This window comes from Haloarchaeobius pelagicus (genome assembly GCF_051207375.1).
Lineage (GTDB): Archaea > Halobacteriota > Halobacteria > Halobacteriales > Natrialbaceae > Haloarchaeobius.
The window spans coordinates 2100946-2117775 of the sequence record NZ_JBPJZD010000001.1 but is presented as its reverse complement, the minus strand read 5'-3'; the positions used below and the strand labels follow the sequence as shown (position 1 = coordinate 2117775).

Here is a 16830-nt window from a genome sequence, read left to right as displayed (position 1 = left end):
GGTTTCGTCCCTGCTTGTACCGACTCCCCGACTAGTTAGCCCCCCGTGACTGTGACCACCACGTTTCTGGTCCGCGGACCGTCGCATTCCACCAGCAACACGGACTGCCACGTGCCGAGCATCGGCTCGCCCTCGTCGACCGGGATGGTCACTGCCGAACCGAGGACCATCGCCCGCAGATGCGAGTCCGCGTTGTCGTCGATGCGGTCGTGCTGCCAGCCCTCGTCGGGGACCAGCCCGTCGACGAACGACGCGATGTCCTGCCGAAGCCCGGACTCGGCCTCCTGGACCACCACGCCGGCGGTCGTGTGCTGGACGTACACCGTACAGAGGCCGCTCGCGTCGGCCGGAATCGCCTCCCGGACCCGGCCGGTCACGTCGACGGTGGTCGTGCGGGCGTCGGTCTCGACGCTGAACCGTTCGATGTGCATACCGCTGCTTCGACTGCGAGGTGGAAGAGCCTTGGCTGGGTGGCTCCGGTACTTCCTGTTCGTCGTTCTCGCTCGGAAACTCGCGGGAACGCGAACCTTTTAACTGGACCACTACTCTCTCCCCGATAGCGCAGATGCGGTTGCGACTGACAGCCACAGTTGTCCTCACGCTCGCCCTCTGCATGACGCCGGTCGCCGGTGCCACGACGGCGACGACCGGCGGGACTGGCACCGTGGCGTCGCAATCGCCGTGGAGCGTCCCCGAGACCACCGTCGACCAGCCGGGCGACCCCGTCGTGATTCCGGTCCAGCTCGACGACGACGAGACCGAGGCGACGGTCACCCTCGGAAACGACTCCATCGGCTACCAGCTCACGGTCACGGTCGTGGACGAGAACGGTGACGGACGGGTGTTCCTGACGTGGAACACGTACCACGCTGGCGTCGTCCCCGACGCTGGTCTCGACCAGGTCGTCTCGGCCGGACTGGACAGCGTGGTGAACGCGTCGCGGTCGTCGCCGCAACGGGACACACACCTCCCCGACGCCCGGTACGATGTCTCTGTCTCGCACGACGGCGAGGTGGTGGCGAATGGGTCTGTCCGCCTCGAGGTCGACCCGCTCCGGGCACAGTCGATGCGGATACTCGAAGGGCCGCCCGAGGCCAACGCGACGACCGCGCTCGCTCAGGCGTCGCTCTCCAGCGACATCGAACTCGACGAGTGGCTGTTCATCGAGGTGAACGACTCCAGCGTCCACGGCTACATCGACGACGTCTCGGACCTCACCGGCCGGGGAACCGAGGGTGTCACGATGCACATCCAGGAGATAAACGGCGGGCCCGCGGTCGACCTGACCCAGGCCGAGTTCATCCACCGCCCGGCGAAGGACGTGTTCGTGTTCGCGTTCCCCCCGAACACCATGTCGTTCGAGGCCGACTCGACCTACCGGGCCACCTTCACCGTCGCCGAGTCCAACCCGTACGCCGTCACCCAGGAACGGGTGATGCAGGACTTCCGGGTGCTGCCGGGCGGCTCCGAAGCGGACGGCGCGACCATCGAGGTCGTCGAGGTCGAGGCACCAGAGTCGGTCATCGAGGGCCGCGACGCGATGTTCTCCGTGACGCTGCTCAACTCGGGTGAACGCTCCGGGTCCGCCGACCTGAACGTCTCGCTCGGGTCGGTGACCGCGACCCGCCAGATAACGCTCTCGCCGCAGTCCCGGACCACGGTGACGGTCCCGGTCAACACCGCGCCGTTGACCGAGGGCACGTTCCCCTATCGCGTCTCCGTCGTCGGCGGCGACCGCATCCTCACCGGCGACGTGAACATCACGCTGACCGACGACCCGCCGAACACGAACCCGACGCTGGCACCCCGGACCGAGGAGGGTCAGCCCGGGTTCGGGGTGGTCGTGGCCGCGGTCGCGATACTCGTGGTGGCCGGGCGTGTCACCGTGCGTTCGTGAGTTAACAGAAAACTTATCGGTCAGTTCGAGAGAATTATGGATAGATAGGTATGCGAACCGCCCTCCAGGCGACCCGAGTGCTCACTCTGGTCGTCGTCGTCACCCTCGTCACAGCATCAGCGCCTGTGACAGCCACAGCTGGTAGCACCGCCTCGGCATGTCAGCACCCAGACCAGCCAACCGACGCCGCCCCGGTTCTTCCCGAGAACGAGTCTGGAAATGTTTCGATACTGGCATACGGCGTCGACCCGAGCGTATCTGCCGCCGAGGTACCCACCGCGAGCACCGCCTCGAACACCGTCCCGCTCAGTGGGATGCTCGTGGTCCGAATCACCGCGCCGGGCATCGGGGTTCGCGCCGAGAACGCGAGCTACTTCACCGACCCCGAACCGCACCTCAGCCTGCAGTGGCCCTGCTTCCGGTACGAGGCCGACCGTGGCCGTCTGGTCCACGGCGAATCGGACGACGTGGTCTACCTCCTGTTCGGCGATGGACGGGAACTGCCGATTCCGGCGAACGAGGAGCGACGCAAGACCGCGGAACTGTCAGTCCCCGAGTCGTTCCCCGGCATCGGCGAAGAGACACACCTCCGGGACTCCTTCGAGGTCGAACCCACGAGACTCCACACCGAGTTCCGGAACGGGAGTCACATCCCACCGGACGTCGTCACCCTGCACGGCAGGGAAGAACTCGCCAGTGACGAGACGGGGATGATAACGCTGTACCGGGAGGGAACGGCAATCCACCGCACCACGATAGCCGGCGACGGCAGCGACCTGTGGGAGACCACTGCCGACCTCTCGTCGGTCCCGAACGGGACCCATCTCCGATACGAACTGACGAGTGAGGGTATCGTCCACGAGGCTGGCGTCCTCGTCGTCGACGAGAACCCGGTGAAACTCGAGTCCGTCCGGGTCCTCGAAGACGTCCGAACCGGGATGGGGATCACCGTCTCCGCAGAGATCCGGAACGAGGGCCTGGAGTCCCTCGACCGGAACGTCTCGGCCCGTATCGTCGAAACCGAGACGGGGGCCGTCGTCGATTCAGAAACCTACGTGACCATGGTTCCCGCGTCCAGAAGCACCGAGAGTACGCTCGAACTGACTGCTCCGTCCAAACCGGGGAGCTACGAGGTCGTCTTCGAGTTCGGCGAGGAGACGGTTCGTCGGAACCTCACCGTGCACGGAACCGAGACGACGACGCCGGACCTGACGAACCACGTCTCGGACCGAACGACCGCGACGGGCACAGTCCCGGCCAGCGACCTCACCCTCGCCGACGACCCCGGAAGCGGTGAGATTCCCGGTTTCGGGGTCGGTGCCCTCGTGCTGGCGTGGCTCACGATGGCCGCGTACGTCAGGATACGATAGCTAACCAGTGTTCGATTCGAGTGAAATCTACGATGTCCCTTCCCCTCACACGATTCCGACTCGGTACCGCCGCGCTCGTGCTGTTGCTCGTGACGAGTGCGATAACACCCGCCCACGCATCGTCGATGGACGACCGGGAGCGCCCCTGTGGCGCGACGCTCGGGACGCCGTCTGACGCTCTCCCAACCGGGATACAGAACGCCTCTATGGACGTCTATGGCGTCCGGGCGAACGTCACCGCAGCCGACCTCCACACCGGCCAGTTCGAACGGGTCGAACCTGTCCCACTGGAGGGCTCGTTCGTCCTCGAATTGCGTGGCGTCGGGAACGACACCCTCGAGGGAGGCCACTCGAACGTCAAATTCGGCAGGCTGTGTCTGACTGGTGTGAACGCCGGAGAGCCAACGCTCGTCCACGACCAGTCCGGTGATGTGGCCTACCTGCTGTACGACGAGCCTGCGGAGTGGGAAATCCAGGGGCTTGACGAGAACGGGACCGCGGAGATCTGGGTCGTCTATTCCCTCCCGGATGGCCGGTCCACCGACGACGGGAAGAGAGGATTCGAAACCGAGGTACGCGTCGAAATGCCATTGGTCGGGATGCCAGAATCCGCCCCGGTCACTGCGAAGCCCACGGCGGACGCGACGCTCGAAGGCTGGAGTAGACTGGAGTCGGACGAGACAGCGACGCTGACCCTCGAACGAGACGGGCAGATCGTCACGAGGGAGACCGTCTCGCTGTCGTCCAAGGACTGGGAGGCGACCGTGGACCTCTCCGAATTCGACCCCGGAACCGAACTTCAGTGGCGACTCACCCACGATGGGGAAACACACTCGGATGGTACACTGGTCGTCGAAGCCATCGAGACACGCACAGAGACGACGAACACGCGCACGACCGAGACACCAGCACCCCCGACCCACACGTCGGCGACCTGGGAACCAACCCCACGGACTCCTCGCGGCGACCCTGTCGAGGTCAAGTTCGAGGACACCGAAACCCGACGCGTTCCCGGCTTCGGCGTCCTGTCGGTGCTTGCGGCGCTTGCCCTGCTCGCACTCCGCCGTCGCTAATCACTCCTCGGCCGCACACCGGTTCGGCCCGAGTTCCAGTTCGACGGCTTCTTTCTCGTCTTCGAGTTCCTCCCGCCCGGTGTTCACGGCGATGACGCGCTCGTAGTTCGGCGGCTTCTCGGGCAGGTCGTCGGTGATCTCGGCGACGAACTCGTCCCGGTCGTCCTGCAGCAGTCCCGGCGACTGCCGGCGCTCGCCAACCGTCGCGGCGACCGGCTCGCCCGGCGTGATGGGCGTGGAGCCGTCGTCTGCCACGGGGAAGTGGCCCGGGCAGACGGTCACCGATTCCGGCTCGGCAAGCAGCGTGCCGTGGAGCGTATCGTAGAGCGACTCCGCCCCGCCCACCGCTTCCTCGCCAGAGAACTGTAACTCGGTCCGGCCCACGGACTCGACGAAAAGCGTGTCTCCCGTCAGCACCGCGGCCGCGTTCACCAGATAGCTCACCGATTCCGAGGTGTGCCCGGGCGTGTAGAGCGCCTTCAGGTCGACCTCGCCTACCTCCACGACCTCGTTCCGCGCCAGCGGCTCGTACTCGTAGCCGACCTCGCGGTCTTCGGCGGCGCGCTCGCCGAGGTAGTACGGGACGCCCAACTTGTCCGCGAGTGCCCGGCCGCCGGAGACGTGGTCGGCGTGGACGTGCGTGTCGAAGACGGCGACGACCTCGTAGCCTGCCCCCTCGGCGGCCTCGCGGAACTCCTCGGTCTGGCGGGTCGCGTCGACGACGGCGGCCTGTTTCGTCTCCGTGCAGGCAACGACGTAGCCCAGACAGCCCTTCGCGCGGCGCTGGAGTTGGATGACCTCGACGGAGTCGTCGGTCGTCGGGACGGTCGTCACGTCGTACGCGCCGCTGTAGGCTGCCATGCCGCCGTCGAGGACCGCCACGTCGTCGTAGCCGAGCTTCGTCAGTTCGTCGGCGAAGGCGTGCGAGGACCGCCCGATGGCGCAGATGGTGACGATGGCGTCGTCCTCGTTCGCGCCGGTGGCCGACTGGAACTCCGCCTTCTCGACCGCCTGTCCGGGCTTGTACGGGTAGTTCACGGAGTCGGGGAGTCGCCACCCCTCGAAGCTCGCTTCGCCGCGTGTGTCGACGACCACGAGGTCCTCTGACTGCTGGCGCTCGCGGAACTCGGCGACGGAGATGGTCTCGGTCATACCCTCAGTAGGGGTCCCAAGGCGAAAAGTGGTCGATGCGAACTGCCTAGGCCAGCCACTCCTCGGGCTTGGTGTCGTAGTCGACGTCGTCGGCCGAGAGGTGTTCGACCTCCTCCCAGGCGAGGTCGGTCTCCTCGAACTTCTCGCCGTCGAACCGGATGAGCTTGCCCTGTTCGGTGGGCTTGGGCTCGCGGTTGCGGCGCCGGGCGACCTCGCGGTCGTGGTCGGATATCTCCTTCACGATGGTCATGAGGTTCACCGGCCGCCCCCAGAGCTCGAACACGCGTTCGAGCGTCTGTTTCGCCTGCTTGATGTCGAGCATGACGCCGTTGTACTGGTGGCCGAGCAGCAACTCGTTGCGGTTGTTGTAGTTGCCGTCGTACACCGCGATGGTCGGCTTCCCGAAGTTCGTGAAGTGGAGTAGCAACTTCTTCTTCACGTCGCTGGCGTCCTGGCTGGCGACGCGGTACTGGCCGGTCGCGTGCGAGAACTCGTAGGTGAAGTACTCGTTCTCGTCGATGAACTCCTGGGTCAGGAACTCGTCGATGAACGTCACGTCGTTGTGACTGCGGCACACCTCCCGCATGCGGTCCCAGCCGCGCGAGTAGTCCACGTCGGCGAGCGCCTCCTCGACGGTGTCGTACACCTGGTCGTCGAACAGGTAGCGCCCGATGCGCTCCAGTTCGGACTGGCCGATGCGCTCGATGAACCCGCGGTTCTGGCGCTTGACCAGCGAGTAGTGCCGGTGGCACAGGCCCTCGTAGGTCAGCACCTTCCACGGGTACTTGTCGACGTCAATCTCGCCGGCGCGGGCCTGCTCGACGGCCTCCCAGTCGACGTACGCCTCGGGGAGGTCGTCGAGTGCGTCCAGGTTGCCCGGGTCGATGGCCGCCAGCGCCTCGGGCGGCGCGAGCAGGTCACGGACCTGCGCGAAGTCGACCACGTCGGCGAAGTTGCGCCAGGTGATGCCCTTCGTCCGCAGGAGCTTCTCGACGACGTCCTTGCGGTTCGTCGAGTTCTCGATGTACTCCCAGAGCTCCTTCCCGAGCTTGTACGGGTTCAGCCCGGGCGAGCCAAGCACTGCCGCCTGGTGCTCGGCGTAGTTGATGAACTCGTCGTCGCCGGCGAAGCGCTCGTCGCCCATCATGAGCGACTCCCAGTACGCCGCCCAGCCCTCGTTCATGACCTTCGTCATCTTCTGGGGGGCGAAGTAGTACGCCTCGGCGCGCATCATGTCGAGCACGTCGCGCTGCCACTCCTCCATGTCGACGGCCTTCTCAGCAGCGGTGTCGTATCGCTTGCCGTACTTGCGGAGGAACGCGAGCACGTCCTTCTCGGGCGATTCCGGGAACGTGGCCGGTCCCTCGTCCTCCTCCTGTCTGGCGAGCCACTCCTCGTCGAACACCTCGCGGCGAACCTCCTCCGAGAGGTCGAGTTCGTCGAGTTTATCCTCGATGTCGGCGAGGTCGAGGTCCTCACGGACCGCCTCGCGGCTCTCGGAGGTCACCGGCGCGTAGCGCTTGTGCTGGTCGATGTTGTCCTCGAGCGCCAGCGCGTTGTCGATCCACTTCTCGACCTCGGCGCGCTCCACCTCGGGGTGTTGCATGTACTCCGTGATGGCGCGAGCGTGGCGCTCCAGCATCGCGGCCGCGTTGGGCGTGCCGCCGGAGAACAGCTGGAACCACTCGTTCTTCGCGAAGAAGTCGGAGTGCGCCTCGACGTGGGTGATGACGGCCTTCTGGTCGGCCAGCGTGTTCGACTCCTGCAGGAACGCGTGTGCAGGGTCGTCGTTGTTGACGATCTCGAACGCCTTCCCGCCGCTGTACTGCCCCTGTTTCTGCTGGCGGTCGTACTGCATGCCCCAGCGCCAGTGCGGGTAGCGGTGCTGGAAGCCGCCGTAGGCGATGAGCTCGTTCATCTCGTCGTAGTCGACGATCCAGTAGTTCACCTCGTAGGGCGAGAGCCCGAGCTTCTTCGCGAGGTTGCGCGCCTCCTCGACGGGTTCGCGCAGGCCGCCTGCGATGCGCTGTTTCCTGAATCTGTCGGCTTCACTCACGCGAACCACCCCGTGGTTCGGGTGTGTTCGATGCAAACATCGTTTGAATCGTCACTCATTGGTATCACTCATCCGAATCACTCTCCGTGGAGAGGATGGTGTATATCGCGTCGGTCACGTCCTCCGGGCTGGAGACGTACGCGACCGCGACGTTGTCGCTGCCGGCGAAGTGCGATTCGACCTCTTCGGCGTGGGTCGCGTTGATGGCCGTCCCGGTCGGCTGGGTCTCCACGTAGGCGTGGAGGTTCGCGTCGATGCTCTCCATCATCGGGATGACCCGTTCTTCGGTGTCGTTGCTGGAGTTCTCGGAGTCACCGGCCGCGAACACGTACCGGTTCCACTCGCTCCAGGGGTACTCTTCGAGCAGCAACGCTGCCAGCTCGTACGCGCTGGATATCTTCGTCCCGCCGCCGGAGCGGATGCCGAAGAACTCCTCGCGGTCGACCTCCCAGGCCTCCGCGTCGTGGGCGATGTAGACGAACTCGGCGTTGTCGTACTTGCCCGTGAGGTACCAGTCGAGCGGCGTGAACACGCGCTCGACGAGTTCGCGCTTCTTCTCGCGCATCGAGCCGGAGACGTCGCGGATGTTCACCACGACGACGTTCTTCTCGCGCTCCTCGATTATCTCGGGGTGGCGGTAGCGTTCGTCCTCGCGGCGGAACGGGACGTGCTTGATGCCCTCGCGGCGGATCTTCTGGTAGGTCGTCTCGCGTTCGACGTTCTCCTCGACCTCCTCGATGGACGACCACTTCGTCAGTTCGTCCTCGGGGATGTCGTTGTAGGCGTCGGTGAGCCACGCTTTCGAGACGGGGATGGACTGGCTACGGGCCCACTCGTAGGCCTTCTGTGGCCCCCAGCCCTCGATCTTGAGCACCTCGGTCAGGAAGTTCTCGTCGAAGTCCATCGCGAGCTTGCGCTTGAGCCCCTCCTTGAACATGCGCTCGAAGTCGAGCGTCGAGTCGGGACCGGTCCGCGTGATGTCCGTGAACGGGCCTTCCTTCTCCTCGATGACGCGCTTGCCCTTCGGTTCGAGGTCGAGCCCGAGTTCCTCGTCGAGTTCCTGGGCGAACTCCTCGGGGTCCATCTCGTAGTACTCGTGCTCGCCGCCTTCCTCGCCTGCCTCGCCCTCTTCGCCCTCGCCGGGCTGGGGCTGGGGTTGCCCGACCGGGTCGCCGACCTCGGCGTCACCCTGGCCGACGCCACCCTGGTCCAGGCGGTCGTACTCGAAGTTGGGGAGGTCGACGATCTTGATGGGGATGCGGACCTCGTCGGGGCCACTGCGGCCGAGTTCACCGTACTGGATGAACTCCTTGAGGTCTTCGCGGCGCTCCTCACCGACTTCTCTGAACCGTTCGATGTCGTCTTTCAGTCCCATCTGTATGCCACCTGTCCCATGACGTGTCTGCTGGTCAGTTCGGCCGACGCTTCCGAGTAGCCGAGCAGGTCGACCAATGCCTGGATGGTCTTCTTCTTGAGCGCCAGCGTCTCGGTCCCACTCGGCGGGTCGTCCCACTGGCGCGGGTCGAGGTCGTCGTAGATGCGACGGACGTCGTCCCAGTCGTTCGATTCGAGGACGGTCTTGATGACCGGAATCGCGGTGAGGTCGACGTTGTCGATGCTGAAGTCCTCGTCGCGGTGCTCCCACGCGTGGCGGTTCAGCGCCGTGATGATCTTCTCACGGCGGAACGACTGCACCTCGGGACTCGGCTGGTCGCCGCTGTAGTCCGATTCCTCGAACCGCCCGAGGTGTTCGACCTCGAATATCTTCATCTTCAGCGGGTCGGGCTCCTCGCGCTCGCCCCGCTCGTTGATGATGGGTTCGTCCGTCTCCCAGGCGTACACCTGCTCGACGTACTCGGCGACGGTCGCCTCGTCGACCTTGCGGTCGTGCATCATCGCGTCGATGACGTCCTGCTCCTGTGCGCCGAAGATGTGGTTCTTCACCTCGGCGACGCGGGCCTCGAACTCGGTGCGCTCGCCGGTGGAGAACACCGGCGCGTCGACGAGTCCTTCGGCCAGCGCGTTCAGCACGTCGCGCGGCATGATGACGCGCTCGACGTGGAGGTCCGGGTGGTGCCGGTCGGTCTCCTCGTGGAGGAGGTCCGCGAGGATGTCGCGGGTGTAGGTGACCGGAATCCCGTGGGTCCCGTCCGCGGAGTCGCCGTCGAAGTCGAAGTCGGCCTTCGACTGGCGCGTGTCGCCCTCTTGCAGGTAGCCGCGGTCGAAGAGGATGGCCTTGTCCACGAGGTCGACCCCCGTGGGCAGGTCGTCGTCGTCGAGGCGCGTGACCACGCTGTAGAGCGCGGCGGCCTCGATGGCGTGTGGTGCGAACTCCCTGTCCATGAGTTCGCCGGACGCCTGCTTCACCGCGACGACGACCGGCTGGCGGATCTTCTCCGCGAGGTCGTCGTACGACTCGGCCGTCCAGACCGTGTGCTCGCCGGTGAGTTCCCGGCGGATGAGTTCGGTCTCCAGCGAGAGGTTCGTCAGGTACGTGAACTCGTGCTTGTCGAGGCGACGCTTGAGTGCTTTCAGTGGGTCCATGCCCTGTCGTTCGGCGTGCTGGTTGAGCACGGCCTCGAGGTCGGGGTTCGAGATGATGAGCAACTGCGTGTCGATGTCCATCCCGATGCCCTTGTCGAGTTTCACCGTCCCCTCGTCGGGGACGTTCAGCAGCTTCTGCAGCAGGTCGGCGTGCTGGGCCGCGTCCTCGACGATCGTCAACAACCCGTTGCCCTGGCTGAGGACGCCGTCGTAGCTGAACGCCTGCGGGTTCTTCCGCCCGCGAGAGTCGAGCTTCTGGAGCATCCCGTGCATCCAGGAGCCGACCAGGCGCTCCTTCGGCGTGCCGTCGTCTTCCGAGTGGAGGACGCCGATGCCCTTGCCCACGTCGACGATGTAGTTCTTCACCCGGAGGTGCCGGCTATCGGCGATGGCCGAGAAGAGGTCCTTGCGACCCTTCCGGCGGTACATCTCCTCCAGGTAGTCGTACGCTTCGCGGCTGAACGGGTCGAGACGCTGGGTCACGTTGATGGGAACGTCGGAGTCGAGCGTCGCGTTGACCTGCGAGATGAGGTCTGCGCGGACCTCCGGCGGGAACACCGTCAGCGGGTTCGACTGGACCGGTGATTCGTACCAGTTCGCCTCGTCGTCGCCGCCGAGGTCGTCGCCGTAGCTCAGCCCGCGACCGCCGCCGGCCGACGCGATGTTCCACTCGACCGTGTAGCGCCGGCCCTCCGGCGTCTTCGAGTACTCGCGGAGGCCGTTGATGAGACAGCGCTTCAGCTCGGACTTGCCCGTCGCCGTGGGCCCGTCGAACCAGAGGATCTTCTCGTGTTTGCCGCGGCCGGACGCGATGGACCGGAGGTCGTCCACGAACGAGTTGAGTATGTCCGTGTTGCCGAGGACGGCGTGTTCCCCGTCGTTGTGGGGGTCGTCGAAGAAGCGGTAGCGCTCCTTCTCCTCACCCTCCTCGATGACGGTCCGGGTGCCGGCCGCCTCGATGGCCTGCAACAGGTACTTCGAGGCGTGGCTGGCGATGCTCGGTTGCTCGAACACCCGATCGACGTACTCGGCGAGCGACATCGGCCCCTCGTAGGTCTCCTCGAGGGCGCGGTCGCCGGCCGTGACGAAGTCGTCTCCCCTGCTCATCAGTCTTCCATCTCTGCTTTGGCGACCTCGGCACCAGCGAACTCGAGCACTTCTTTCGCGCCGTCACGCGAGTAGCCCTGGTCGATGAGCGCATCGACCCAGGAGTTCCGTTCGTCGTCGTCCGTCTCGTTGGCGGAGACGAGCGCGCTGAAGTTGATGTTGTGCTTCTTGTCCTCCCAGAGCTTGCGCTCGAGTGCGCGGCGGAGGCGTTCGTTGTCCTGCGGGTTGAACGTCGTGCCCTCGCGGGCGCGCCGGCTGACCCAGTTCGAGACCTCCTGACGGAAGTCGTCCTTGCGGTCCTCGGGGATGTCGAGGTTCTCCTCGATGGAGCGCATGAACTTCTCGTCGGGCTCCTGGTCGCGACCCGTGATGTCGTCCTCGATGGTGTCGTCGTCGATGTAGGCCATGACGTGGTCCATGTACTTCTCGCCCTGGCGCTGGATCTCGTCGATGTCGTACGCCAGCGCGTGGCGGACGTCCTCGATGGCGCGGGCCTTGTACTCCTCGCGAACCATCTCGAGGTATCTGTAGTACGTCTCGAAGTTCTCCTCGGGGATGGAACCGTGGTGCTCCAGGTTCTCCTCGAAGAAGTTGAAGATGGTCAGCGGCGACAGGAACTGGCGGCCGCGGTGCTTCGAGTCCATGATGGCCTCGGCTATCTCGTCACCGATGAAGCGGGGCGAGACGCCTTCCATCCCTTCGCCGATCTCCGCCTTCGACTCCGCCTCCTCGCGGAGCTTCTTCACGTCGATGTCGTCGCCGTCGTCGATTTCGCCGTTGTAGGCCTTCGCCTTCTGGATCATCTCGACGGTCTCGGTGTCGGGCTCCTCGATGCGGGTGAGGACGGCGAACAGGCCGGCCATCTCCAGCGCGTGGGGCTCGACGTGGATGTCGGGCACGTCCGCGTTGTTCAGCATCTTGCGGTAGATGTCCGACTCCTCCTCGTAGCCGAGGACGTACGGGAAGTCGATGCGCTTGGTGCGGTCGTTGAACGCCTCCATCTTCTCGTCGCCCTTCTTGTCCTTGTACTCGGGCATGTTCGTGCGCCCGACGATGACCTGGTCGATGTCGATTCGTGGATTGTTCTTCGGCTTGATGGTCATCTCCTGCGTCGCGTGCAGGAAGTCGTACAGGAACTCGCGCTGGAGTTTCAGCAGCTCCTCACCGCTGAAGATACCCCGGTTCGCGTTACAGAACGCGCCGGAGTAGTCGAACGCCCGCGGGTCGGACTCGCCGTAGATGGCGATCTTCGAGTAGTTGACGTCGCCGGTGAGTTCGGTCTCGTCCTGGTTCTTCTTGTCCTTGGGTTCGAAGGTCTCCAGGCACTGGCGCTTGTTCTCGTCGGCGAGCAGGCGGACGATCTCGACGTGGTTCTCGAGCACCGACTGGAGGTCGTCCTCGTAGTACTCGAGGAGCTTGTCCATGTAGAACTCGGATTCGGGGTCGAGTGCCTGCTCGTTCCGGATGGTGTAGGGCGCGTCGTGGAGCTTGTTGAGCTCGTCGAGCACGCGCTGGCGCTGCCGGTGCGGGATGAGGACCAGTGGGTCCTGGTTCATCGGTGACCGGACCACGTCGTCTGCGGGGTCCTGGTCGTCGACGATGTCACAGAGGTTCGTCCACCGGAAGGTGTACATCCGGCCCTCGTCGCGGAGTGTGTAGTCCTCGAAGTAGGTTCGACACATCCGGTCGAAGTGGGACTTCCCGGAGCCGACCGGACCGAGCAGCAGTTTGATACGCCGCTCGGGGCCGAGGCCGCGCGCCCCGGATTTGATCTTGTTGACGAACTCGTGGATGCTCTGGTGGATGACGTTCCCGTAGAAGGTGTTCTCACCGTCGTGGAGCGGGTCTTCCGTGGCGAGTTTGTACTTGACGATGCCCTCGTGTTCGTCGTATTCTGTACCGTAGAAGTCGAACATGTCGGCCACGCGCTGGTGGGCGTTTCGGGCGACGAGTGGGTCCTCGTACAACTCGTTGAGGTACCAGTCGAAGGACTTGGTCTCTCGCAAGTCAGAGGGCATCGACTCCTTGTATTCGTTGCTCAGTTCCGCGAGTGATTCTCTGGTGTCGGTCATGCTATCGTGGACAGGTTCGACGCCCGCCGCGTGCCGGGCACGCCTCCCGTGTCGCTCATCTGCGAGACGGCGGTCGTCTGTCTCGGTAGTCCTCCGACGGGTCGGTCGTTCCACGCAGCGGGGCACCCCCACGCCGCCACTCGAACAGCGCCACCGTCAGGTGCGTTCGTCGCCCCGGGGCGACGAACATTGTGCCATGTGTGAACGTTCACCACCCTGCGACGTGTGGCCGGGCCTCCCACGCGAGTGGAGTTCATGGGCGGCTCGGAAAGGGCAGGGCGGTCGCGTCGGTAGTTGATACCGAGGAGTGTATACAACTCCGATTCGAGGCCGCATAAGTTTGACCCCAACAAATATTTAGCAGTATAACAACTCCTTTTAAGAGAATCGATTTCAGTTCGTAAGAACGTTACACGTTGTTCCACCGACACGGCCGAACTACCCACCCCTTTATATACTTCGGCGGTTCACCGTCGCTCCCTCTTCGGGTTCTTGGTTTCCCCACGGTGTCAAGGAGACCCTTGCAACGTCCTGCTCGAGTGGGGAATTCTGGGTCGACCGGGGACCGCCGCGAGGGCGGGCACGAATGAGCCATTTATTACGTGCCTTCGACTAGGGGCAGGCAATGAGCACTCTGGAGGACCTCCCGGCGGGCTGGACCGTGTGGAACGAGGAACCCGACGGTCGTTGCATCCTCGCCTACCGACCCGACGTGTTCGACTCGGAGCAGTTCCCCGCGGCGTGTCTCCCGACGCTGTACCTCACCCGGGGCCGACGGAACCACCGCCGCCCGGGAGTCTCCCGGGAGGACGCTACGACCGGCGACTGGTACGTCACGCTCTACTTCGAACCCGACGTCGAGTTGCAGGAGACGAACCGCTTCGCGACCCGTGAAGACGGCATCGAGGGTGCGGTCGAGCTGGCCCGACGCTTCGCCGACGGCGAGATTGACCCGCGAGACGTCTACCAGGTCCCACGCGAGGACTACTTCGCGAAGCTCGACGAGCTGACCGGGCGGCCGTCGAACTGACCGGGCGGCCGTCTGAGTGATGGGGAACGCCTGATTCTGTCTCGTGTTCCCGGGCTTGGTCCAGCGACAGGAAAACGACTTTTGCGAACCGGCATGTACGTTTTCTGATGGCATTCCCGATCGCGCTCGGCGTCGGTTCGCTCCCACCGGTGGAACGGCTCGTCTCGCTGGGAATCGTCCTGGTCGCCTGTGTGCTCCTCGGCGCACGGTTCTGGTTCTCCATTGCAATCTTTAATGCTGCCATGTCCGGAGGGGACACCCAACCACCGGAATCGAAGGTCAACTGTTCGGCGTGTGGGGCCCGGAACGCCGGGTCTCGAGCGGAGTGTCGGACCTGTGGCGAACCGTTAGCCGACGAGTAGCAGGTCCTGCAAACCGACGGGAAGCGCTTAACCGCGGCGGGAGTGTACGACGCGACATGTCCAAAGTCACGCTTATCGGGGCTCGCCTCGCACACGCCAGCCAGGAGTTCGTCTACCAGGGCGAGTCGAGTGCCTGTGAGGGCTGTCCCTATCGGGGGCAGTGCCTCAACCTCACCGAGGGGGTGAAGTACCAGGTCATCGAGCCACGCGAGAACGCCCAGACGCTGGAGTGTGCGGTCCACGACGAGGGCGTCCGGGCGGTCGAGGTCGAACCGGTCTCGGTCCGCGCGAACGTCCCCTCCAAGCACGCCTACGCCGGGAGCAAGGTGTCGCTCGCCGGCCCGTGCCCGCACACCGAGTGTCCGAGCCACGAGTTCTGTGTCCCGGACGGGGCCGACTTCGACGAGGAGTACCGCATCAGCGAGGTCGTCGGTGACCCACCCCACGACTACTGCTACCTCGACCGGGAGCTGACGATGGTCGAGTTCGACGCACCCGACGAATGACCGACCAGCACGACGCCGAAGACGGGCCGGAGAGCCCGGATACCCAGCCCGGTACCGAGCACGACACAGACCTGGCCACCGACCTCGCGAGCCAGGAACCGACTCCGGCCATCGCGGTGCTCGCCGAGGGGCTCCGGCCCATGCTCGACCTGGCGACCAGTGCGACTGGAAGCCTCGGGCTGCCCGAACCTGCAGTCCTCGCCGACGACGTCTGCTCGCTCTCGCCCGAAGAGCGGTTTCGGGAATCCGCGTCCCGCTATGCGAACCGGTTCGGGATGGGTGGGCTGACCGACCCCGACAGTCTCGACGCGCTGGCGGCGGACCTGCCCATCACCGACCCGGTCCAGACCGGCGTCCGAACGGTGGTCCGCAACGCCGGCCGCTGGCAGGGGCAGCTGCTCGCCCAGCTCCTCGCCGACCCCGACGACCCCGGGCCGTATCTCGCGCTCGTGGTGCTGCTGGAACGCCTCGAACGGACCGCGCTGGCTGTCCAGACACGGCAGGAGGGCGGTGCTGGGGCCGATGACGCCGAGACGCTCCCGCACCTGCTCTCGGTAGAACTCGCCATCCTCGCCCGACTCGTCCGGCTCGTCACCGAAGAGGACGCGACCATCGACGACCGGGTGTACCTGGACGCGGCGCTGGCGAGTTATCATCTGGAAGCTGCCACGGGGACGGCCCCGGAAGCGGACCCACAGGAGAAATCAGCCGACGACCGCCGCCGCATCGTCCACCTGCAGGGCGCGATGCTCGCGGTCGACACACTCGACTTGCCGGCCGACCAGGTCGCGGAACTGACGGGCGTCGACCCGTCACTGGTGGTCGCGGCAGTCGGTCACCGCGACGACAGCTGACCGACCATCCCGACCTTCTCGGCGGAGTAGCCGAACACGTCCTCGTAGCCGTAGGCGGAGAGCAACACCGGGTAGAAGTCGTCCTCTGCGACCTGTGACTCGCCGTCGACCGCGGCGAACGCCTCGCCCGACTCGACGCGGTGGAAGTTCGGGACGAACACCTCGTACTCCTCGGCTGCCGCCTTCGGCACCCGTTCTGTGAGCCGGTAGATGGGGACGCGCCGGGGTGGAATCGTCCCCGGGAGGACGCCCGTCGCGGTCAGGAAGCACTCGGTCAGGTGGACCGCGTTCCGCTTTGCGTCCTCGCTCCCCTGGAGGCCGCACTCGACTTCGATGGTCTGTGGCACCGAGTTGAACACCCGCCCCTCGACGTACCGGCCCGTCTCGACGATGGCGGTGATGGGGAGCTGGGGGCAGATATCCCTGACCAGGTCGTCGACGCCGTCGACCACCGCGAACGGCTCGTCGTGCGACTGTGTGGAGTGCAAGGCGAGCACGCGACACCCGGTGAGTTCGTGTGCCAACTCGTAGGCGAGTCGCTCCTCGTGGGTCTCCCCGTCCGGATAGCCGGGGAACGACCGGTTGAGGTCGGTTTCGACGTACCGGACGCCGCGCTCGACCGCTTCCTCGTTTGCGACGACGAGCTTTACCGGTCGCTCTACGTCCGGGTCGCGCTCGAGCAACGTTTCGACGGCGTGCACCCCGCAGGGTTCGTCGCCGTGGACGCCCGCGACGACTGCGACCTCCGGCGTACCCTCACCCAGCACTGAAACCTTCATCGGCCTTCTTGGTCCGGCCCGGCCGCGG

Annotated in this window: 14 protein-coding genes; 7 read left to right on the top strand and 7 right to left on the bottom strand. The window is 65.3% G+C overall.

The window, feature by feature from the left end; genetic code table 11:
- Nucleotides 1–35 precede the first annotated feature (35 nt).
- Nucleotides 36–431 (bottom strand): secondary thiamine-phosphate synthase enzyme YjbQ, encoded by a 396-nt coding sequence (locus ACSC1S_RS11085; protein ID WP_435364341.1) that lies wholly within the window; start codon nt 429–431, stop codon nt 36–38.
- A 134-nt stretch (nt 432–565) separates the two neighbouring features.
- Here ACSC1S_RS11085 and ACSC1S_RS11080 point away from each other — a divergent pair, with 134 nt between their 5' ends.
- From ACSC1S_RS11080 to ACSC1S_RS11070, 3 genes are read left to right on the top strand one after another with little or no spacing between them, the layout of a single operon-like run.
- Nucleotides 566–1897: a DUF7827 domain-containing protein gene (locus tag ACSC1S_RS11080; protein WP_435364340.1), complete on the top strand. Its 1332-nt coding sequence runs from the start codon at nt 566–568 to the stop codon at nt 1895–1897.
- Between the two features lie 50 nt (nt 1898–1947).
- A complete protein-coding gene (locus tag ACSC1S_RS11075) occupies nt 1948–3267 on the top strand; it encodes a hypothetical protein (protein WP_435364339.1) in 1320 nt (439 codons plus the stop codon).
- A 32-nt stretch (nt 3268–3299) separates the two neighbouring features.
- Nucleotides 3300–4340 (top strand): hypothetical protein, encoded by a 1041-nt coding sequence (locus ACSC1S_RS11070; RefSeq protein ID WP_435364338.1) that lies wholly within the window; start codon nt 3300–3302, stop codon nt 4338–4340.
- Here the strand turns inward: ACSC1S_RS11070 and ACSC1S_RS11065 are convergent, their stop codons facing one another.
- The 5 genes from ACSC1S_RS11065 to ACSC1S_RS11045 are packed head-to-tail and all read right to left on the bottom strand — an operon-like array spanning nt 4341 to nt 13271.
- Entirely contained in the window at nt 4341–5492 is a 1152-nt protein-coding gene (locus ACSC1S_RS11065; protein WP_435364337.1) for an MBL fold metallo-hydrolase, read from the bottom strand. It abuts the gene before it with no gap.
- 46 nt (nt 5493–5538) lie between these two features.
- Nucleotides 5539–7557 carry a SpoVR family protein gene (locus ACSC1S_RS11060; protein ID WP_435364336.1) on the bottom strand — a complete coding sequence of 673 codons (2019 nt, stop codon included), beginning with the start codon at nt 7555–7557 and terminating at the stop codon, nt 5539–5541.
- A gap of 55 nt (nt 7558–7612) precedes the next feature.
- Entirely contained in the window at nt 7613–8923 is a 1311-nt protein-coding gene (locus ACSC1S_RS11055; RefSeq protein ID WP_435364335.1) for a YeaH/YhbH family protein, read from the bottom strand.
- Nucleotides 8914–11199, bottom strand: a complete 2286-nt coding sequence (locus ACSC1S_RS11050; protein ID WP_435364334.1) for a PrkA family serine protein kinase — start codon at nt 11197–11199, stop codon at nt 8914–8916. Before ACSC1S_RS11050 ends, ACSC1S_RS11055 begins: the two co-directional genes overlap by 10 nt.
- Nucleotides 11199–13271, bottom strand: a complete 2073-nt coding sequence (locus ACSC1S_RS11045; RefSeq protein WP_435318917.1) for a PrkA family serine protein kinase — start codon at nt 13269–13271, stop codon at nt 11199–11201. The genes ACSC1S_RS11050 and ACSC1S_RS11045 overlap by 1 nt, the downstream gene beginning before the upstream one ends.
- Before the next feature lie 625 nt (nt 13272–13896).
- Here ACSC1S_RS11045 and ACSC1S_RS11040 point away from each other — a divergent pair.
- From ACSC1S_RS11040 to ACSC1S_RS11025, 4 genes are all read left to right on the top strand, one after another.
- Complete coding sequence (locus tag ACSC1S_RS11040; protein ID WP_435364333.1) at nt 13897–14301, top strand: DUF5820 family protein; 405 nt, start codon at nt 13897–13899, stop codon at nt 14299–14301.
- Between the two features lie 107 nt (nt 14302–14408).
- Nucleotides 14409–14663, top strand: a complete 255-nt coding sequence (locus ACSC1S_RS11035) for a hypothetical protein (RefSeq protein ID WP_435364332.1) — start codon at nt 14409–14411, stop codon at nt 14661–14663.
- A gap of 56 nt (nt 14664–14719) precedes the next feature.
- Nucleotides 14720–15169, top strand: coding sequence for a UPF0179 family protein (locus ACSC1S_RS11030; protein ID WP_435364331.1), 450 nt, complete (start codon nt 14720–14722; stop codon nt 15167–15169).
- Nucleotides 15166–16023 (top strand): hypothetical protein, encoded by an 858-nt coding sequence (locus ACSC1S_RS11025; protein WP_435364330.1) that lies wholly within the window; start codon nt 15166–15168, stop codon nt 16021–16023. The genes ACSC1S_RS11030 and ACSC1S_RS11025 overlap by 4 nt, the downstream gene beginning before the upstream one ends.
- On the opposite strand, the gene ACSC1S_RS11020 is transcribed toward ACSC1S_RS11025, so the two are convergent.
- Nucleotides 16005–16802: a M14 family metallopeptidase gene (locus ACSC1S_RS11020; RefSeq protein ID WP_435318912.1), complete on the bottom strand. Its 798-nt coding sequence runs from the start codon at nt 16800–16802 to the stop codon at nt 16005–16007. The genes ACSC1S_RS11025 and ACSC1S_RS11020 overlap by 19 nt on opposite strands.
- Nucleotides 16803–16830: the final 28 nt, after the last annotated feature.